The 21212-nt window shown below is 41.8% G+C and carries 17 protein-coding genes; 7 read left to right on the plus strand and 10 right to left on the minus strand.

Annotation, left to right across the window (positions count from 1 at the left end; translation table 11 throughout):
* Positions 1-103: 103 nt before the first annotated feature.
* Complete coding sequence (purN, locus tag B9A52_RS11180) at positions 104-661, minus strand: phosphoribosylglycinamide formyltransferase (protein ID WP_084123475.1); 558 nt, start codon at positions 659-661, stop codon at positions 104-106.
* 341 nt (positions 662-1002) lie between these two features.
* On the opposite strand from purN, the gene B9A52_RS11185 reads away from it, so the two are divergent.
* On the plus strand, positions 1003-2610 hold the full coding sequence (locus B9A52_RS11185) for an N-acyl-D-amino-acid deacylase family protein (RefSeq protein WP_084120548.1): 1608 nt from the start codon (positions 1003-1005) through the stop codon (positions 2608-2610).
* 47 nt (positions 2611-2657) lie between these two features.
* Here the strand turns inward: B9A52_RS11185 and B9A52_RS11190 are convergent, their stop codons facing one another.
* The 3 genes from B9A52_RS11190 to B9A52_RS11200 all read right to left on the minus strand — a co-directional run bounded on the left by B9A52_RS11190 (position 2658) and on the right by B9A52_RS11200 (position 6657).
* The gene (locus B9A52_RS11190) at positions 2658-3515 is read right to left on the minus strand and encodes a geranylgeranylglycerol-phosphate geranylgeranyltransferase (RefSeq protein ID WP_084120549.1); all 858 of its coding nucleotides are present in this window, start codon (positions 3513-3515) and stop codon (positions 2658-2660) included.
* A 104-nt stretch (positions 3516-3619) separates the two neighbouring features.
* Positions 3620-5758: a DNA helicase RecQ gene (gene recQ / locus B9A52_RS11195; protein WP_084120550.1), complete on the minus strand. Its 2139-nt coding sequence runs from the start codon at positions 5756-5758 to the stop codon at positions 3620-3622.
* Between the two features lie 107 nt (positions 5759-5865).
* On the minus strand, positions 5866-6657 hold the full coding sequence (locus tag B9A52_RS11200; RefSeq protein WP_084120551.1) for a glycoside hydrolase family 16 protein: 792 nt from the start codon (positions 6655-6657) through the stop codon (positions 5866-5868).
* Positions 6658-6742: 85 nt separating this feature from the next.
* Here B9A52_RS11200 and B9A52_RS11205 point away from each other — a divergent pair, with 85 nt between their 5' ends.
* Together B9A52_RS11205 and B9A52_RS11210 are read left to right on the plus strand one after the other, a co-directional pair.
* Positions 6743-6931, plus strand: coding sequence for a CsbD family protein (locus B9A52_RS11205; protein ID WP_084120552.1), 189 nt, complete (start codon positions 6743-6745; stop codon positions 6929-6931).
* A gap of 78 nt (positions 6932-7009) precedes the next feature.
* Positions 7010-8173: a homogentisate 1,2-dioxygenase gene (locus tag B9A52_RS11210; RefSeq protein ID WP_084120553.1), complete on the plus strand. Its 1164-nt coding sequence runs from the start codon at positions 7010-7012 to the stop codon at positions 8171-8173.
* Positions 8174-8284: 111 nt separating this feature from the next.
* Here B9A52_RS11210 and pafA read toward each other — a convergent pair whose 3' ends face one another.
* Positions 8285-9898: an alkaline phosphatase PafA gene (pafA, locus tag B9A52_RS11215; protein WP_231955625.1), complete on the minus strand. Its 1614-nt coding sequence runs from the start codon at positions 9896-9898 to the stop codon at positions 8285-8287.
* 206 nt (positions 9899-10104) lie between these two features.
* Between pafA and B9A52_RS11220 the strand changes: the two genes are divergently transcribed.
* On the plus strand, positions 10105-11517 hold the full coding sequence (locus B9A52_RS11220) for an aminopeptidase P N-terminal domain-containing protein (RefSeq protein WP_084120554.1): 1413 nt from the start codon (positions 10105-10107) through the stop codon (positions 11515-11517).
* 171 nt (positions 11518-11688) lie between these two features.
* Here the strand turns inward: B9A52_RS11220 and dinB are convergent, their stop codons facing one another.
* From dinB to B9A52_RS11240, 4 genes are all read right to left on the minus strand, one after another.
* Positions 11689-12879 carry a DNA polymerase IV gene (dinB, locus tag B9A52_RS11225; protein WP_084120555.1) on the minus strand — a complete coding sequence of 397 codons (1191 nt, stop codon included), beginning with the start codon at positions 12877-12879 and terminating at the stop codon, positions 11689-11691.
* 431 nt (positions 12880-13310) lie between these two features.
* Entirely contained in the window at positions 13311-13769 is a 459-nt protein-coding gene (locus tag B9A52_RS11230) for an RES family NAD+ phosphorylase (protein WP_084120556.1), read from the minus strand.
* The gene (gene parS, locus B9A52_RS11235; protein WP_084120557.1) at positions 13770-14276 is read right to left on the minus strand and encodes a type II RES/Xre toxin-antitoxin system antitoxin; all 507 of its coding nucleotides are present in this window, start codon (positions 14274-14276) and stop codon (positions 13770-13772) included.
* 233 nt (positions 14277-14509) lie between these two features.
* Positions 14510-16084 (minus strand): calcineurin-like phosphoesterase C-terminal domain-containing protein, encoded by a 1575-nt coding sequence (locus B9A52_RS11240; protein WP_084120558.1) that lies wholly within the window; start codon positions 16082-16084, stop codon positions 14510-14512.
* A 264-nt stretch (positions 16085-16348) separates the two neighbouring features.
* Here B9A52_RS11240 and B9A52_RS11245 point away from each other — a divergent pair, with 264 nt between their 5' ends.
* The 3 genes from B9A52_RS11245 (at position 16349) to B9A52_RS11255 (ending at position 19471) form a co-directional block, all read left to right on the plus strand.
* A complete protein-coding gene (locus B9A52_RS11245; protein ID WP_084118654.1) occupies positions 16349-16555 on the plus strand; it encodes a hypothetical protein in 207 nt (68 codons plus the stop codon).
* 17 nt (positions 16556-16572) lie between these two features.
* Positions 16573-17973 carry an IS701 family transposase gene (locus tag B9A52_RS11250; RefSeq protein ID WP_449371668.1) on the plus strand — a complete coding sequence of 467 codons (1401 nt, stop codon included), beginning with the start codon at positions 16573-16575 and terminating at the stop codon, positions 17971-17973.
* 304 nt (positions 17974-18277) lie between these two features.
* Positions 18278-19471 (plus strand): ATP-binding protein, encoded by a 1194-nt coding sequence (locus B9A52_RS11255; protein WP_084120559.1) that lies wholly within the window; start codon positions 18278-18280, stop codon positions 19469-19471.
* Positions 19472-19799: 328 nt separating this feature from the next.
* Here the strand turns inward: B9A52_RS11255 and hemN are convergent, their stop codons facing one another.
* Positions 19800-21161, minus strand: coding sequence for an oxygen-independent coproporphyrinogen III oxidase (gene hemN / locus B9A52_RS11260; protein ID WP_084120560.1), 1362 nt, complete (start codon positions 21159-21161; stop codon positions 19800-19802).
* Between the last annotated feature and the right edge of the window lie 51 nt (positions 21162-21212).

Below are 21212 nucleotides of genomic sequence, written 5' to 3' on the forward strand. Positions count from 1 at the left end.
TAATAAGCCACAAAGACACAAAGCCACAAAGGTTTCGTGAATTTTGTTGTGTGTATATTTGATGGAAATTTTTGCAAGTCGCAAAGGTAGGAAAACCAATGGATTATAGCAGACTTTCAATCACATTTGGGAAGTATTTGTATTCCAATTGATGGACTTTTTTTGCGATGGTTTCTGCAGAATCTTCGGGAAGTATGGGCACTGCTGCCTGAAAAATTATTTTTCCCTCATCATAATTCTCGTTGACAAGGTGGATGGTAATTCCGGATTCTCTATCGCCAGTGTCCTTGACAGCTTCATGGACTTTTGCGCCATACATGCCTTTCCCTCCATATTTGGGCAATAATGCCGGATGGATATTGATAATCTTGTCAGGAAAAGCTTGGATCAGGTTTGTTGGGATTTTGAGAAGAAAGCCTGCCAAAACCACGAAATCAACTTGGTAATCTTTCAACTTCTGGACAAGTTCGCCACTTTCAAGTGATGCTTTGTTAAAAGTGTGGGTGGGAACCTGAAACTTTTTTGCCCTTTCCAGAACAAAGGCTTCCTTTTTGTTCGATGCTACCAAAACTACTTTTCCTTTGGAGGAAGTTTGGAAGTATTTCATGATTTCCTCCGCATTGGTGCCGCTACCGGAGGCAAGAATGGCTATGGTCTTCAAAGTCGGGATCAATTATTTTGTCTCAAAAATAGGTAGTGGGCTTCTACCATCCAAGATTAAATAATTGTGTTTTAAACTCAATACGCAAAAATTCAATATTATAAACTTTGGACTACCAGAAAAGGAGAAGCACTAAACTTCTGGAAATAATATTTTACTTAAGTCTAATAATATATTGAGCAATTGAAATTTGCATTAGTAATCATATCAAATTTCAAATGTTCCCTTAAATTCAAAAAATCAGATTATAAATTATTGAATCCATCTGACACATTTTGTCCGGCTAATAAAAAGTAAATATTTAAATTCCTTCCTTAATATTTTAAAAACAGATTTGGATTATGAGAACAAACAAAGTCTTGCATTCTGGCTCGTCCACATCAATTTTTGGTTTTCTCGCCATCTCCTCCATGATTTTTTTGCTATTGACAAATTGTTCGACAAAAGAAAAGCCTTTTGACTTCTTAATTCAGGAAGCTTTGGTTTTTACAGGCGAAAATGAGGAACCGCAATTACTTGACATAGGAATTAAGGATGAGTTTATTGTTTTTGTAGGTAAACCCGCTCTAAATAAATTGAAAGCCAAAAGAGTTATTGAAGCTAAAGGTCTTTTTGTGACTCCAGGCTTCATTGATCCCCATACCCATTTGGAAAGTGATCTTTCCAGTTCGGAATATAAATCCAATTTATCAGCTTTGAGGCAAGGGGTGACAACTGTTTTTGTAGGGAATGATGGGAACAGCCCTATTCCCATAGGAAGGAAACTAGAGCAGTGGGAAAGGGAAGGGATCGGAACCAATGCAGGATTGTTCGTTGGGCATGGTACAGTTAGAAGAATTGTTTTAGGGTTGAAGGACAAACAACCTACTGAAGATGAATTGAAAGAAATGCAATCATTGGTTTTGAAATCAATGGAAGAGGGTGCATTTGGATTGTCAACAGGCCTTTTTTATGCTCCGGGAAGTTTTGCAAGAGAAGATGAAGTGATCGCTTTGGCGCAAATAGCCAAGGAATATGGGGGGATTTATGATTCTCATATCAGAGATGAGAGTTCTTACTCCATTGGACTCCTGGCCTCTATTCGAGAAGCAATCAATATCGGTGAAAAGACAGGAATTCCTGTGCATATTTCTCATATCAAGGCCTTAGGGACGGATGTTTGGGGAAAAAGCAATGAAGTGATAAAGATCATTGAAGAAGCCCAAAAGAATGGCCTTGTCGTTACAGCAAACCAATATCCATATCTTGCCTCCAAAACCAGTTTTCGAGCAACGGTAATCCCCAGGTGGGTAGAGGATGGGGGAAATGAAGCCATGTTGGAACGATTTAGGGCAAATGAACTCAGGTCGAGACTCTATAATGAAATTGCTGAAAATATTAGAAAAAGAGGAGGGGCAGAGGCTTTGGTTTTTTCACAAACTCAAAACTCTGCTTATGAAGGAATAAGTCTCAAGCAATTTGCTGAAAGAAGAAATCTTTCTGAGCCCGATGCAGCTGTTGCCATCCTTTCTGAAGAACCAGGGATAGGAGTGATTTCTTATAATATGATCGAAGAGGATTTGATTAATTTTATGCGTAAGGATTGGGTAGTAACAGGCTCAGACGGTGGATCTGGGCATCCGAGAAAATTCGGTTCGTTTGCACGCAAAATTGGATATTTTGCCATGGATCAGAATTGGATTGAATTATCATTTGCTATCCATCAATCCACAGCCAAGACTGCCCGTGTTTTGGGACTAGAAAAAAGAGGAGAAATTAAGGAGGGGTATTATGCTGATATTGCTGTTTTTGATCCCGATAAATTTATTGATAAAGCAACTTTTGAAAACCCACATGTAGAAGCAGAAGGAATTTCTTATGTTTTTGTCAATGGTCATTTAACCATAAATGAAGGCGTTTATACCGGAGAATTAAAAGGTAAACCATTGAGGCTAAATCAGCATAAATAAAGATTTTGCAATTTTCAGGAATCTATTTTTTTTTGGTTTTTAGTGAATCACAAAAACCCCATGCTGATAATCCCTGTCAGCATCAATAATTTCGAGAGTATGCTTAGTTGGGAAAAATGGGCTTTCCTATCCGCGATATAGATTTTGTACATGAATACAAAAAACAAAATGCTCAATCCCCCAAAGTATATGAACAGATGGGGGTTGTTGATTTTGAAAGTGACCACCATGATGGCGCAGATAAAACAAATGGCAATCAAAAAGATAACTCTTTTGGTATTTCTGAAGCCGATGACAATGGGCAATGTTCGGCAGCCGTGTTTCCGGTCTCCCTGACGGTCTTCAATGTCTTTGATGATTTCCCTGATAAGGTTCAGGAAAAAAGCAAAAATGGCATATGTGAGCACGAACAGTTCTGATTTTTGGTAGTAGTACCCTATTACCCAAATAGAAACTGCTGTCAGTAGGGCCACGGTAAAATTCCCGACGAATGGCAATCTTTTGAGTGAGTTGCTGTACCACCACAAAAAAAAGGCAGCAATGAAATTGATGACAGCAATCCTAGGACTGGCTAACCATCCAATGGCAATTCCTGAAATATTCAAGATGCTGTGGAAAAACAAAACCACCCTTCTTTTCATGCCCTTTCCAATGATAACCTCATCAGGCTTGTTGACATAATCAATCTTGACATCATAGTAATCATTGATCATGTAACCTGCCGCTGCAATAATGACTGTAGAAAGAATGATAAAATATAGATTGATGTCCTGTATAACGGGAAGCCCTTTTCTCGAAGTTTCTACCAAAAAATAGGCTGTCATCAATTGGGCAAATGCCAAAATCACAAGGTTGACAGGCCTACTGATTTTCAGTACACTCCATATGGAGAATGATTTTGGCATAGGTTTGGAATTCGTAGATCAATATTACGACAAAATGCTATACATAAGTTCAAAAATTTGAATCATCGTAATTCAATTTTTTAAATTCACTTCAGATTTTCTTTTCAGCCTTCCCTTTCTTCCGCCAAGGCTACTTTCAATTGAAAATAGGAATAGCGGTCGCCAAAATGTTCCTTCAAAGGCTTCAGAAAACCTGACCCCTGTCTTCTGTAAGCCAATCTGATATTGAGCATATCATCCTTGGGAAGGAAAACTTCCGGATCAACCATCCCTTTTCGGACCAGATTGCTCAGGTGTTCTTCCACCGTATTGGGGCTCATATTTCTCTCTTGGGCGATCTGATAGATGTTTTTTCCGTCCTGAAAAAGCTTGTAAGTAAGGTTTTCGGATTGATTGTCCTTGGTGGATTTTGGTTTTAAAGATGTTCTTTTTTGAATTGGCTCAATATTGTTTTCTTTAACAAATTCCCTGATCAATTTCATAAAATCTTCCCCGTAACTGTTGGCTTTGACCTGGCCTACGCCGGATATGGTAAGAAAAGATATATCATCAATAGGGAAATAAGTCGCCATTTCTACCAGACTACTGTCTGCAAAAACCACGTAAGGTGGCACATTTTGCTTTTGTGCAATCTGAAACCGCAATCTTTTCAACTCATCCAACAAGGCTTCATTGTGGGATGCCTTGGTTTCAGAAACAGGTAAGGATACTTCTTCCATAGGCAACAGAATTTTATCTTTGGATTTGAGTTTTTCCCATGCGAAAGTTGTCAACTTAAGCGTAGGAAACTGAGATCCGGCCTCCGTGAGGTACCCTTCCTGCAAGAGTTTGTCACCCAGTCTTTTCCAAAAATCTTCCGCCCTGTCTTTACCGATTCCATATACAGAAAGCTCCTGGTGGGCATCTTGAACTTTGGAAGATTTGGAACCCCGTAAAACCAATATTACATATCCCAATCCAAAATTTTCTCCCAATCGGACTACCGAAGAAAGCAGCATCTGTGCAGGAACAGTCATGTCCTGAAGATTGCCTTTCTGAAAACAGATGTCACAGTTACCGCAATTTCCGGCATGACTTTCTCCAAAATAGTTGAGGAGATATTTTCTTCTGCAAATTCGGCTTTGACAAAAATCCTTCATTTTGTCCAGCTTCTGCTGCATGATTTCTGAAAACTCATGATTTTCCGATTGCTCCAGCATCCTTCCCAATGTGATGGCATCACCGCTGCTGAAAAATAGCAGTGCATCACTGGGAAGTCCGTCCCGGCCTGCCCTGCCCGTTTCCTGATAATAGCCTTCTATATTCTGCGGCATGTTCATATGGACTACGTAGCGCACATTGGATTTGTCTATGCCCATTCCAAATGCAATAGTGGCCACCATGATTTTGACTTCGTCTTTAATGAAAAGTTCCTGATTCTTTTCCCGATCTTCTCTAGACAGTCCCGCATGGTAGGGAAGGGCAGAAAGTCCTGCCTCCTGTAGTTTGATGGCAGTCTCCTCTACATTTTTGCGTGAAAGACAGTAAATGATTCCTGAATCCTTTTGATGAAAATCCAAAAATTCCAAAAGTTTTTCCATGGCCTGTCTTTTGGCCGTGACACGATAGGTGATATTGCTTCTGTCAAAGGATGAAACAACCCATTTTGGAGATTTGAAAAAAAGCTTTTCGGCAATATCCTGACGGGTGAGTTTATCTGCTGTAGCGGTGAGGGCAATGAATGGAACGTCAAGAAGCTCTTTTCTCAAATCCCCCACTTTGAGATATTCCGGTCGGAAATCATGTCCCCATTGGGAAATGCAATGGGCTTCATCCACTGCAATGAGTGATAAGTTGATGGACTTCAGAAAATCGACCAAGGGATATGCACCTCTGAAAAGCCGCTCCGGGGCAATATACAAGAGCTTGATTTTCCCTGCTTGTATCTCGGATGAAATATGTCTTTGCTCACTGATTCCCTGTGATGAATTGAGAAAAGCAGCAGGGATGCCATTACTGTTCAGTGCATCCACCTGATCTTTCATCAGGGAAATCAGAGGCGAAATTACCACAGTCAAACCATCAAGGACCATTGCCGGAACCTGATAACACACAGACTTTCCGCCACCTGTCGGCATAAGGACTATCGTATCGTTTTTGTCCAGGACAGATTGGATGATAGCCTGTTGATTTCCTCTAAAATCACTGTATCCAAAATATTGCTGAAGAACTTCGTTAGCTGAAAGAGTGGTGAAAGGGTTCATAAAACAAAGAATTTAGTGCTGCAAAAGTTGACAGAACTAATTTAGGAAAACAGTCTTTTGTATAAAAATTGATAAGAAAATTAAACGGATAATTTACATGCTTCAGATTAATCCGGTTTTTCACTGTAAACTCTCACATAATCCACTTCCATCCTTTGTGGCCATATTTCAGGATCTACACCTTGGGTGCCACCCCAATCTCCTCCAACTGCAATATTCAGGATCAGGTAAAAGGGATGGTCAAAAGGCCATTCTTCAAAACCCTTCCCGGTATTCTCAAAAGTATGATACTGTTTTCCATCCAAATAAAAATCAATTCTGTCTTCTGACCAATCAATGGCATAAACATGAAATTCTTCTGAGCAGGTCAGAACTTGAATCTTTGCACCTTTTTGTGTGCCTTTCCTATGGTTAAAAGCCTCTGCATGGACCGTACCATGAATGACGCCTTGATCATATCCGACATGTTCCATGATGTCGATTTCCCCACTTTTTGGCCATCCACCGTATTTGTTTTCTTCAGGCATCATCCATATGGCTGGCCAAGTCCCTACCCCTGACGGTAACTTGGCTTTGATTTCCATGTAGCCGTATTGCCATGAGGCATTGCCTTTGGTATGCAATTTGGCGGAGGAAAATCCTTTTGTAAAACTACTGTCCAGATGGGCTTCAATGATCAAGCGGCCATTTTCAACCCTTGCATTTTCTGATTTTTCTTTGGTATAGAATTGTAGTTCATTATTGCCCCAGCCATGGTCTCCGACATCATAAGTCCAATTAACTGTATCAGGAAGACCTTCATATTCAAATTCATCAGACCAAATCAGTTTATTATTGGGTTTTTCCTGACAACTTAGCAGAAAACCAAATACAATCATTGGTAATATTATATTTTTCATAAAATAAATTTTAATATCGATTGATTGGAACGGTATTTGTTAAATATTCACTAAATTTAATTTTAAACTATAAACTAATTTTGTTATGTCACTAGAACTGAAATTAAAAGGAAACTGGAACGAGTTGAAAGGTAAATTAAAGGAAAAATACGGAGAACTCACAGACGATGATCTTACCTACGCCGAAGGGCAGGAAGATCAGTTGCTTGGGAAGCTTCAGAAAAAAACAGGAGCAGCCAAGGAAGAGCTAAGGAAAATGCTCTTTGAAAAATAGGAAGCGTAAATATAACAGAAAGCGGCAAGAGCCGCTTTTTTTATTATTTTTGTTTCGAAAGTATAAACCCAAATATCCATGGCATATTATTGCAGACTAGGAAACATCCCCCCAAAAAGGCATACACAATTTAGGCAGCCTGATGGAAGCCTGTACAAAGAAGAACTGGTAAGTTCCAAAGGTTTCTCAGGAATCTATTCCAACTTGTATCATATCTATAATCCCAATAATGTCAAATCAATTGGTGAACCTGTTCCATATTCTTGGGAACCTGCCAAGGATTATGGTTTGAAACAGACCCATTTAAAGACAGCGGGTGTGGGCACTACCGGCAAAGATTACCTCAGCTCCCGAAAAATGCTCATGATGAACAATGATGTGATGATGGGTATCTGTTCTCCCGAGGAAAGAAAAATGGATTATTATTTCAAAAATGCCGATGGGGATGAACTGATTTATGTGCATGATGGAGAAGGAGTGATGTATTCCCAATTTGGGAAATTGGAAGTTAGACAAGGGGATTATATTGTTATTCCCAGAACGACTATTTACAGATTTGAATGGAAAGAAGAAGGACCTTTGAGATTATTGGTGATAGAGTCCCATGGTCCGATTGAGACAGTGAAAAGATACCGAAATGAAGTTGGCCAACTGTTAGAACATTCGCCATATTGTGAAAGAGACATCCGGCCACCGGTGGAGTTGAAAGTGGAAGCTGATCAAGGGGATTATCTTGTTCAGATCAAAAAAGGTGGGATGTTGCATCCTTACACTTACGGCCATTCACCACTTGATATTGTTGGTTGGGACGGTTACCTGTATCCATATGCTTTATCCATCCATGATTTTGAGCCGATTACAGGCCGTATCCATCAACCGCCGCCGGTTCATCAGACTTTTCAGGCTTGGGGATTTGTGATCTGTTCCTTTGTGCCGAGATTGTTTGATTATCATCCTTTGGCTATTCCTGCACCCTATAACCACAGCAATATAGATTCAGATGAAGTGCTGTATTATGCAGAAGGAGAGTTTATGAGCAGAAAAGGGATAGATAGGGGTTCATTTACGATGCACGTAGGAGGACTACCCCATGGACCTCATCCCGGAACCGTAGAAAAATCCATCGGAGCAAAAGCTACAGAAGAACTGGCAGTGATGCTGGATACCTTCAAACCTCTTTTTGTAACCACTCAGGGACTCGATTTTGTAGATCCTGCATATCCGATGTCTTGGACAGAGTAGTTTGCGAAAACTAATAAGTTTAAAAATTCAAGCCACAAGTATCAAGGTTTTTTCTTTCCTTGATGCTTGTGGCTTATTACTTTATATGGGTTTGAAAGCAGTAATTTACAATTATCGGATATCATCCACAATCTCCAAAATGGGTTGTCCCGTTGTCCCGTTGGGAAGTCGGATATTCAAAAGCATGGATAGGGTTGGGGCAATGTCAGTTACCGTTACATATCGGGAAGATTGGCCAGGTTTGATTCCCCAACCCATAAATACAATCGGCACATGGGTATCATAAGTATAGCCCGTGCCGTGGGTAGTTCCTCTGTAAGAATTGCTCAACCAAGCAGGTTCCAAAACCAGTAGCAGATCACCGGAAGCCTTGTGGTTGTATCCCATTTGTAACAGGTGTTTTCTTCCTGTTATATAATCCATTCTGCGCATATCTGTGGCGGTATACACCTCTTTAATCCCTTGAAATCTAGATGAAAGCAAAAATTCAGCAAGGTCTCGTTGGATCTTTTCAGGATCCAAACCTTTATCTTTAATCAGGGTTTGATTAAGGTAAATCTGCTCATTCGACATATTGGAAATCCAATTCCCATTCCCGTAATTGAGGACACAAAATCCTCTGAGTTGGGTCAAAACAAAACGGGTATTGAAATTACCAGCAGGAACGTTTTCGCTTTGCATGTATTCCACAATATCCGCGACCGCATGATCTGCAGTCACAAAAACCAGGTATTCATCTTTGCCATATTCCTTGTCCAGATAATTGAAGAATTTTTCAAGTTCCTGATCCAATCTCAGGTAACTGTCCTCCAATTCAACAGAAGTAGGGCCAAACCGATGACCAATATAATCAGGCGAAGAAAAACTGATTGCCAAAAGATCGGTGTCATTTCCTTTGCCCAATTTCTCTCCTTCAATAGCTGCATAGGCCATATCCAATGTCAAAGAATTTCCAAAAGGAGTAGTGGAGATCAACCCGAAATTATCATTATTTCCCCTTAAAGCCGGCAGGTCATAAGGAAAAACCGTTTTGTCCATCCCGATAAATGGACCTTCAAATTCATTATCATCCGCAATGCTCTGAACATAAGAATCTATTGGATATAACGTCTCCCACTTTTGGGAAAGGTACTTTTCAGCCAGTTTTTTCTCATTGAAACTTTTGACCCATTGGGGCAGTTCGGCATGATAATACGTGGAAGTCATGAATTCACCGGTATTGCTGTCAAACCAATAAGCATCTCCTGTATGACCGGCAGGAAGGGATGCCCCGCGGTCTTTGATAGCTATAGCTACAGTCTTTGACCTTTTGTTGGAGGAAAACCTCAATTCATCAGCTATCGAAGTACTCAGCATATTTCTTGGCGAAATTTTGCCATTAGGTCCTGAACCCCCAACAGCATTGACAGTACTATCTTCAGCGCAGTAAATCATTTTTCCCAAATCCCGGACATACCAATTGTTGGAAATAATTCCGTGGGTGGAGGGAGTTGCGCCTGTATAAACCGATGCATGGCCAGGACCTGTAAAAGTGGGGATATAATTGTAGTGGCCGTTTTTCATGACAAAGCCTTGATCCAAAAGCCTTTTAAATCCACCCTGAGTATATCTGTCTTGGAACTTGTAAAAATACTCCTGCCTCATCTGATCGATGACAATGCCTACGACTAGTTTTGGTTTTTTGGGATTTGGGGTATTCTGTTGGGAAAAGGCCGGGAAAACCATAAAGGTCACCAAGAAGGAAAGTATCAATCTTTTCATGATGTCATTGGGCTGTTTGGAATGGGACAAATATAGGGATTCATCCTTGTATACCATTTAAGATTTTTTTTAAATGACTAATCTACCCGAGGCATAATGATCAAAAATTGATGATTGGCAATTGAGTTTTGAAAAGTGGATGTATATTTCAATTTCAAACAAAAACAACTATGAAATCAGGTTTTAAACATTGTTACCTTTTTGTATTCATCTTTATTTTGGGTACATCAGTCGATATTCAGGCGCAGTCCTTTTTTGAGGATGGGCTGGATTCGGAATTTCACAAAGAAAGAAGACAGGCTTTCCGTGAGCTTTTACCGGAAAACGGTGTTGCCGTAATTTTCAATAATCCTGTCAAAAACAGATCCAATGATACTGATTTCAATTATAGACCTAATTCGGATTTTTATTATCTGACGGGATTCAGGGAACCGAATGCAGCATTGATCATTTTCAGAAATCCACAGACAATTGAGGGAGAAAAGGTAAGTGAGATCATTTATGTACAGCCCCGGGACCCAAGAAAGGAGCAATGGGATGGCGTAAGATTGGGAGTGGAAGGTGTGAAAGAAAAATTGGGTTTTGAACATGCTTATGTCAATTCGGAATTTATGAAATCCCCGAATATTGATTGGAACAGTTTGGGGCCTTTGCTGTCATTTGATATGGGGACGATTGAGGGGGGAAGCCATAATGCTCCATTGAATGAAATGGTAACGAAATTACGAGCAATGAGCCTTTCAAAAGAGGTGCCTTCCAATACAGCTCTGAATCAGATGATGGGGAAACTGCGCGTGGTCAAGACGCCGGAGGAGTTGGTGGTCTTGGAAAAAGCAATCATTATTTCCGGCAAAGGGCATATGGAATCATTTAAGTCCATTCAGCCCGGCGTGTCGGAAAGGGCAATTCAGGCTGTACACGAGTTTGTGCACAAAGCCATGGGTGCTGAAGATGTAAGCTATGGGTCTATCGTTGGTTCCGGTAATAATTCAACCATTTTGCATTATGTGGAAAATAACGTCAAAAATCTGCAAGAAGGATTGGTTTTGATGGATGTGGGTGCGGAATACAAAGGATATTCGGGTGACATTACCCGGACAGTTCCAGTGAAAGGTGTATTTTCCCCTGAAGAAAAGGCCATTTATGAAATTGTGCTGAAAGCATTGGAAGCGGGAATAGAAGCGTGCCATCCCGGTTCTGATTTTCAGAAAGTGGGAGAGGTAGCAAGAAAAGTGATTGACGAAGGTCTGGTTGAATTGGGAATAGTGAAACCCGGAGAAAGACATCCTTATTTTCCCCATGGTATAGGACATCATTTGGGATTGGATGTACATGATAGGGGTGGATACGGCAAACTTGAACCTGGAATGGTGCTGACCGTGGAGCCGGGAATCTATATCCCCGAAGGCAGCAATACAGATTCCAAATGGTGGAAAATCGGCGTCAGGATAGAGGACAATATCCTGATCACCGAGAACGGCCACAAAAACCTGAGTTCCTTTGTGCCCAAGACCGTGGAGGACATCGAAAGTATCATGAAAGAAGAAGGAATTCTTCAGAAATTGGGATTGTCTTTGAAATAGTATCCGTTACTTTTTTTCTGATTATCCGCAATCTTAACAGTACAAGGCATTAATAAGATTATTTGATTGTTTTCTAACCAATATCAATCAGTATCCAATATCTATGAATATCTAAATTCATAAGAGGTTAACTTTAATTGCTTAGCAGCAGAATTGTAGATAAGTATTTTCTCATATCGCCACTCCATTAAATGGATTAAACCTCCTTCTTCCCACCGCCATCCCGATGGCGCGGCAGACGGTTTTGTCGCCATATCTGGTATTGAGGCGGTCGAGTGCCTGATAGAGCTTGATCTGCTCTTGGGTATCTTCGAAGAGGTTGATCTGGTAATTGCCATGGACAAGGTGGCTGAAGCGTACCCCGATCAGGCGGATCAGCATACGGCGGTTGTAGAGCTTTCGGAACAATTCCTTCACGATCGGTATCAGTGTATGATCCGCCGAAGTATAGGGTATGCGCTGCTGCACGGTATGTGTATCAAAGTCCGAATACCGGATCTTCACACTCACGCAGGCAGTCAGTTGCTGTTTTTGGCGCAGCTTGGTGGTAATCTGCTCGGTCATGGCGATCAGGTGGGCTTCGAGCATCTTGACATCTATCGTGTCCTGTTCGAAGGTGTTTTCCGAAGAAATGGACTTGGCTTCGGAATAGGGTGTCACAAGCGAACGGTCTATGCCGTTTGCTTTTTCCCAGATGATCAGCCCATTTTTCCCAAAGGTGGCTTCCAATAGTTCGGCGGGCATCACCTGTAGGGTGCGCACGGTTTTCACGCCCATATTGTACAGCGTATGCGAAGTCTTCTCCCCGATCATGGGAATCTTACGGACGGATAATGGGGCTAGAAAAGGCTTTTCCATCCCATAAGGGATTTCCTTTTCATTGTTGGGTTTGGCTTCACCGGTGGCTACTTTGGAGACGGTTTTGTTTTCGGAAAGTCCAAGGGAAATGGGCAGTCCGCTTTCCTTTATGATCCTTTGGCGGAGTTCGTGCGCCATCTTGAAGCAACCAAAAAACCGGTCCATGCCTGTATAATCAATGTAAAATTCGTCGATGGAGGATTTTTCGAAGAGCGGTACATCTTCCCGGATGATCTCGGTGATCTCATGGGATTTTTGGCTGTACTTTTCAAAATCCCCCCGGATGATCAATGCCTCAGGGCAAAGCTGTCGTGCCGTGCGCATGGGCATGGCAGAATGTACGCCAAACTTCCTCGCCTCATAGCTGCAGGAAGCCACGACTCCCCGATCTCCCGATCCGCCGATGAGAATGGGCTTACCGTTCAGCCTGCTGTCAAACAGCCGCTCTACCGACACAAAAAATGAATCCAAGTCCATATGAACAATGCTCCTCTTCCTTTCCATGATAATATGTTAATATAATAAACAAATTAATGTTTATAATTTAAACATATTTTGGATAATAAAGAGGAAGAAGCAATTCGTTTTTTCAAGATCTGAAACTTCTCTGACAGTGGGTGACGGGTTCTTGATTTTTCATAACTTCGACAATGTGACATTTAAAAACTGAAGCTTTGAGAATATAGGGTAATTAGGTTATTCGGAAGATTGTTTGATTGAACCACAAAAGGGACAAAAGTTCACATAAGAAAAGGACCAACGTTAAGTTCAATAGTGGTTAGTAAGTCATTTCAATCCTTTTGTTCCCTGTTGTTTCTTTTGTGGTTCCAAAACAATACGCCTTGCCCCTGTCAGCGGGTACGGCACACAAATATCCCAATATCTAACGATACCCACCAAATATCAATTGATCATGAGTAACATTCGAAATAGTCTTACCTAAATATCCTTTTATCAAAAGGGAACTTCTCGACTTTTAGGATTTCAATGCTTCCAAATTCCCTGTGATTGGGATTGATCAGTATATTGTAATCTCCTTGGGTTACGGCAGAGGGTACCATTATTGCACAATACCTGTTCTGAAATACAAACTCGTCGCCTATCCTTTGTGTGGTTGTAGGATGGGGGAAAACATTCCAATCTGATGGGAGTTCGTCTTCATGGACTCGGCCAATTTCAATATGATCAGGAATGGATATGCTTACCATCATGTAGTCATCAGGCAAGGTGGCCAGGCTGAAATGAACCGCAACTTCAGCCATGGCCAATGATCTGTTTTGGGCAGTATAGATCAGTTCCACTCCTACAGAATTCCATCTGGCACCCTTGATGGCGGCACCTTTTCCGGAAAGTGAATGGGCATATGGGGCTCTTGAAAGTCTGAATACCTCCATTTATACAAGAATCCCGTGATTGATTCTGACCAGTTCGCTCATGACCAAATCCTTTCCGTAGGAATCTTTCAAAAGGTCGATGGGCTTAAGGTTGCCAAGGGCATAGTTAGGCGTGTTGAGCCAGAGTTTTAATTTTTCAATGTTTCCAAAAACTTCAAGTCCCATTTTTGTCACTTCTGCCATTTCAATTATTTTTTCCGAATGTATGGGCTTGAAATGATGGGAATCAGAAGCTTTGTAACGTTGCAGGGATTTGGTGGAAATGTCCAGAAAATTTGCCCAGTCATTTTCTGAAAACGGGGTATAGTCCTGGACCAAATCAAAAAATGAATAGGGGATTCCTGTCCTTATGGCAGCAATGATAAGCATCTTGTCTGTAAGAAATTCAGCATAGGTAATCTCTTTTTCCTTATCAAATGAAAACCCCTTCAACCTCGATTTTTTCAATAAAGAGGAAACTTCTTTATCCAGTTTAGATTCTAATTTGGAGATTACTACACTTGCCATGGATTTTTTTTATTTAGACTTTTGTCTGTAAATATAATACAAATGTCCTATAGGAATGATTCCTTTTTGTTTTTATTTATCACCAAACTACCAATAACTTATAGATTAAATGATTGAATTGGAAATTAATATGCTCCACCACTGCTGGAACGGTGAACTATATCTTAATATCCAACAAGTATACACCAATATCCAATTTCAGTCACTGTCATCATTTTGGAAATCCAAATACATCAATTAGCATCCATCACCTTAAAAGTCTTTTTCCCCCTATGAACCTGTCCAAATATATCCGTGGCTTCTACTTCTATGGTATGTTCACCGACTTCCATGTTGGAGGAGATAGGAGCTCTCCATAGGTGGTCAGTTATGGCAGGATTGGAAGGTCTTCTGCCCGGCATAACTTCCTCAGTGGTGTCCCATTCATATACTTTCAGCAAATAAGTGGGATCATAGCTTTCCATTTGGGTCATGTTTTTCCATTCCCCTTGATTGATCCGGTATCTTACTTTATTGTCGGCTGCTCCGGTAAAGAAGTTGACCACGATGCTTGAACTGGTGCGAACATCCTTCGCCAAGACTTTAGGGGCGAAGATCTCCATTTGGTAAGTATCGGATTTTCCGGCAGCTTTATAGCGAACCTTGAAATCAGCATTATTGATGTCCAAAAACAGATAACCTTTTGGTGAACCGTCCCGCATGGTGGCATCAGGGGTGCCGTCAGCAAGTATTTTTCCGCTGTACCAATCTCCGGAAGGTGTGCCGACATTGTAGTGGTGATGGGCTTTGGGTTGATTGTAGCCATCTTCTTTTCCAAAAAATGTCTGCTTCATGTAATGGGTATGTGCGGACATGGAAAGGGTTTTGGCAAAAGGGGAAAGCAGTTCCAGGATTTTCTCCCGATCCGCATCCCTGAAACTATCCCCGTTTTCTTCAAACAAGGGAATATGCATCAACAACACTATCAACTTGTCCTTGGGAACCAGTTTGAGGTTGTTTTCCAAAAACTGCAATTGATCAGGCCTTAATCCGCCCCAATATCCCTGACCATCCCTCGGGTCGGGATAGAGGATGTCTTCCAGTACCACAAAATGCGCATCTCCATAATTGAAGGCATAAGTAGCCGGACCAAAGTTAGCAGTAAAGGATTCATCGCTATATTCATCTTTGTCTGCATCAAAGTTCATGTCGTGGTTACCCATAACCTGAAACCATGGCACACCTATTTTGCCTACTGCCTCTGCATAGAGCGGGAAAAAATCTGGCCTGTCTCCCACCAAGTCTCCCAAAGCTGCCCCAAAAGCAACGCCTTGTATATTTTCAACTTCCGAGACTATCCCTTTTTTGAAATACGCTATCTCATCCAAAGTATATGGCTGAGGATCCCCAAAAATCAAAGCTGTGAACTTCTTATCTGTATTGCTTGGCAATAACCCAAAATCCACCGACTTGGGAAGTTTCCCCGTAGGTGCAACTCCTGGATATTTCATATTGGCAGGAGAACCATTGGGTTTGTGTATATAGTAAAACTGGGGGATGTTGTTGGCATCAGTAGGCAATTCATGGGAAGCCGGCTTGATGACGAAGATGGTTTGATCCTCCGCAAGGGGAAGCTCATACTTTCCGTTTTTGTCGGTTTGTACCACTTGAAGACCATTGGAAACCGCAACATTTGGCAGTCCTTTTTCCCTTCTTTCTTTTTTGCCGTTGGCATTGAGGTCTTCATAGACAGTTCCACTGACGTTTTGCTGCGCAAATGCCGAACCAGTAAAAATCAGTGCAACAAACAGGAGTTGAATTTTTTTCATGGGCTTTGATAAGTTTTGGATAAAATTAAGGGATTTTATTGAATGCTGTGTTTTGAAATGGTTATGCTAAAGTTAAGGATGAAGAGTGGTTTGGGGAATGGTTGGTTGGTGGGGTGGTTCAAGACTTAGTCTTGGACCATTTTCTTGGCAGTCTTCAGACTGCCCCTCGACTTTGGCTATTAACTAGACATAAAATAAAAAAGGGCCGCAATTTGGAATTGTGGCCTTTTTTATTGATTTTTATATCTAGTTATATGACTAGATATGGGATATCCGACTAAAATCCAGCTCATAAAAAGAGCCAAAAGTGAACAATGGTACGTCAACTTTCCTGCCGCAGTGGCACAGGCCATTGAATTCCAGCAGGGGGAAGTTGTGGAGTGGATCATTGATGACCATCAGAGACTTGTTCTTCAGCGAAGTGAAAAGGCAACCGAAGGCCTTAAAAAAAAACTTCCCCCGAAAACCTGAAAGATATCTTCGGATCCCTGTTCTCGGACTGTAAATTGGCCTTTAAGCAGATCCGGACCTGGAAAAGGGCTTCCGTACTTGCAGAAGGTCTTTTGGGCTGTGTCGGCAGGAGTACCGTAACGGGTATGATAACGGCCACCGGACAGCATTTCAAAGACTGGTCGGCGGCATACCGCCTTTTTCAGGGGGACAGGATGAATACCGATGCGCTGTTTTCAGTCATCAGGAAGTCCGTAGCGGATGCTGTTTCGGCGGACGAAGGGGAGATCTATGCCCATATGGACGATACACTTCTGAGAAAAACAGGTAAAAAAGTGGAGGGGGCCAAATGGATGAGGGATCCGCTGGGCCCGCCTTTTCATACCAACTTTGTATGGGGCCAGCGTTTTATACAGATGTCCCTTTCTCTGTGTTCCGGAATGGACAAAGTACAGGCCACGACCGTTCCTGTTGATCTTCAACACTGCCCCACTGCCCGTAAACCCAAAAAGGACAGTCCCCGGGAAGATCATGACCTTTACAGGGAAACACAAAAAAAGACCAAACTGAGCCTGATAGGATCCCAAAGGATCTCTGCCCTCAGAAAGGGGCTTGATTCGGACGGGCACAGAGGAAAAAGTCTGGTGGTGAGCGTGGACGGCAGCTATACCAATGAGACTGTTCTCAAAAAACTTGTTGATAATGTCATCCTGATCGGAAGGGTCCGCAAAGACTGCAAGCTTTATGGGCTGCCCGATGTTTCCCCTGAAAACAGCAAGGGCAGAAAGCGTGTCTACGGAGATGAGCTGCCCACCCCGGAACAGATCCGTCAGTCCGATGAATACGGCTGGAAGGAAGTCAAAGCATGGGCGGCAGGAAAAATACATACTTTCAATATCAAGACGGTAGAGAAGGTGAGATGGGAAAAATCAGGGCCGATGAATCTGAGGCTGGTGGTCATAAGACCTGTCGGATACAGGCTCACAAAAAAATCAAAACTGCTTTACAGGGATCCCGCATACCTGATCTGTACATCCACAGAACTCCCGCTTGAAAAACTGCTGCAGGCATATCTGTGGCGATGGGGTATAGAAGTGAATTTTAGGGACCAGAAAACATTGATGGGATGTGGGCAGGCACAGGTAAGAAAAGAAATACCCTGCAGCAAGGTACCTCAGTTCGTCACCGCCGTTTACTCAATGTTGCTGGTCTCGGCATCAAAAGCCAAAATCACAGAACTGCCAAGGCCCAAGTGGTACAGCAAAAAGAAAAACCGCAGAACAACGACCCAGGACATTATAAACCAGTTCAGGGCCATAAACTGGACTGATTCTGTCAAAATCAATTTCACCGACTTCGTCGCAATGGAAAATAAACAGCGAAGTGCCAAAAATAACCCTATTCATTCACTGTCAAGCTTGTTCTATACCAGAAATTAGCCAAACTTAAGTGGCAGTCTTCAGACTGCCCTTTACTTTTGGCTATTTACTAGATATAAATTTATGCAGTCTTTAGATTGCCATGTCAATGAATACTGATTTGAACTATTAAGTAATAAGCTTCAGACAATCGTTGGCAGTCTGAAGACTGCAAGGTGCTGGTCCAAGTCTGAAGACTTGAACCATTGACTAAAAATCGCTTAATTATAATTCATAAACCATTGAAAATAAATTAAATAGCCTATTTATTTGAATTTACTCAATGTATTGAGTAAATTTGCTAAATATATTGAGTAAATTAATTATGGCATACCAAAGGAAAGAAAAAGCAAGCTTGCTGAAACGGCTGAAGGATGAACCGAGGAGGTTTATACAGGTCATCTATGGACCTCGGCAGGTAGGTAAGACTACAATGGTCAGGCAAATTATGGAAGAACTTGATTATCCCCATCACTTGGTGGCTGCGGATGCTGTGCCGGCAGGGGATGGCTTGTGGATAGCGCAGCAATGGGGAAATGTCCGGATCCGGCAGCAACAACAAGCTGACAAACCATTTCTCCTGGTCATCGATGAAGTCCAAAAGATCGACAACTGGTCCGAACAGATCAAAGCTGAATGGGATAGAGATGCCGCTGAGGGTAGGGACATCAGGGTTGTTTTGTTGGGTTCGCCAAGGTTGATGCTGCAGCAGGGACTGACAGAATCTTTGGCAGGAAGGTTTGAAGCCACTTACCTCGGGCATTGGTCCTATAAGGAAATGAAGGATGCCTTTGGTCTGACAGCTGAGGAGTTTGTGTGGTTTGGGGGCTATCCTGGTGCGATTGCGCTGAGAGAGGATGAAGACAGGTGGAAAAGCTATGTCCGGGATGCGCTTTTGGAGACGAGTATCTCCAAAGACATCCTGATGCTCACCCGGGTGGATAAACCTGCCTTGATGAAGCGTTTGTTTGAATTGGGATCGGCTTATTCGGGACAGATTCTGAGTTTTACCAAAATCATGGGACAACTGACCGATGCGGGTAACACCACCACACTGGCAAATTATCTCGAGCTGTTGAATGATGCCGGGCTGTTGGCTGGATTGGAAAAATACAGCCCTAATATGGTCAGAAAGCGCTCTTCCAGTCCCAAGTTTCAGGTGTATAACACGGCGATCATGTCGGGGATTTCGGGTGAAAGTCTCGATACTTTGCTTGAAGACCATGAGGCCTGGGGAAGGTGGGTGGAATCTGCGGTTGGCGCGCACCTCATCAATCAGGTATTCAAGGACAAAAAGCTTTCTCTACATTATTGGCGGGAAGGCAATGACGAAGTGGATTATGTGGTTGAATACAAGAAGCGGGTGATTGGACTTGAAGTGAAGTCCGGTAAGACAGGAAAACTATCCGGCTTGAATGCATTCGATAAAAAATTCAAACCTGAAAAATCCCTCCTGATCGGTGCAGACGGGATTCCATGGCAGGAGTTTTTGCAAATGGATGTAGTGGATTTGTTTTAAAAAAGGCAGTCGATATGGCTGCCTTTTTTGGTTTTTGAAGCTTAAAAATATTATTATAACTATTTGAATATCATTTATTAGAATACATTTTTAATAAATTACTCAATGTATTGAGTAATTTAACTCAATAGGATGAGTAAATTATTCTGACTTATGGAATATCCGATTCTGATTTAGGAAGAAAGGGTTTTTTCGTATTGGGAGGTTGGGCTCGGCAGTCTGAAGACTGCAATGTGGTGGTCCAAGTCAAAGACTTGAACCATTCGGACCATTCGGGTTATCGATTCTAATTTTTCAATTTTGAAATCTTTCAATCTTTGAATTAACCTTAAATTGCCTTACTGAATCCAAACTTAGCCTCTTCTTTTTCCTGCATCCTCAAGTCAAAAACCATACAGATATTCCTGATAAAAGGTAGTCCTGCTTCAAACACTTCTATTCCTTTGGAGTCAAATTCTATCAATCCTTCTTCTTTGAATACTTTCAATTTATCCCAGTTTTTCTTGCCCAATAAGGAATAGTAACAGAAATTCCAGGTTGCCTTTTGGTTGCAAATCAGGTTAAGGATGAGTTCTCTAGTTTCAATGTCTTCTTTGCTCATGATATGTCCCTTGCTTATCGCAAAGTGCTTCAGACTGATCTGTTCTTTGTAAAGGTCAATTTCTTTGGTATTCTGGGCATAGGCATAGTAGACATCTGAGATGGAACTGTTTCCCAAACCGATCAGGATTTTGGAAGGAGAGGTGGTGTAGCCCATGAAATTCCTATGAAGGGTTTTATTCTCTTTGGCTGCGTAAAGGGGATCATTTGAAAGAGCAAAATGGTCCATGCCGATTTCATGGTAGCCCATTGCAGCAAGTTGCACCTTACCTTTCTCATAGAGTACTCTTTTCTCTGATTCCAAAGGCAAAAACTGCTCAAAGCTCTTTTGGGCAGGAAAGGCAGCGGGAAGATGGGCATAACTGTAAAATGCAATCCGGTCAGGTTTTAACAAGGAGACCTGTTTGAATGTGTTTTCAATAGTCTCTAAAGTCTGATGCGGAAGACCATATATCAGGTCAAAATTTACAGAATCATAGCCTATTTCCCTTGCCACTTCTGTGGCTTCTTTTACCCTTTCAAAAGGCTGAATCCGGTGAATTGCCTTCTGAACAGCCAAATCGAAATCCTGAATCCCATAGCTGACCCTTTTGAAACCCAGGTCAAATAAAGTCTGTAAATGTTCTCTTGTGGTATTATTGGGATGACCTTCAAAACTTAATTCAGCATTGGACATCAATACACTACTTTCCAAAATAAAGGATAATAGCTCTTTGAGTGATTCAGGTGAGAAAAAGGTAGGTGTACCCCCTCCCAAGTGGATACCGGCCAGTTTTGGTTGGTCATCAATTATCTTCAGGTAAGCATCCCATTCATTCAGAATGGAGGTGATGTAAGGAGTTTCTACTGCATGGTTTTTGGTAATGCGCTTGTTGCAGCCACAGTAAGTGCAGAGACTTTCGCAATAGGGGAGATGTATGTATAATGTTACGCCTTCAGTTGGGCCAAAGTCTTCGTAAGCTTTTTTCATCAATCCAATCCAGCCGTTTTCATTCAGGTCATCGGCCCAAAGGGGAACGGTGGGGTAGGAAGTGTAGCGCGGGGCGGGCACATTGTACTTTTGCAAAAGTCTGGGAGATACTGTTTTCATAAGCTTCAACTATTTGGCAAATTTGAAATATTTCGGAGCGGGTTTTTATGA

It is taken from the genome of Aquiflexum balticum DSM 16537, assembly GCF_900176595.1.
GTDB lineage: Bacteria > Bacteroidota > Bacteroidia > Cytophagales > Cyclobacteriaceae > Aquiflexum > Aquiflexum balticum.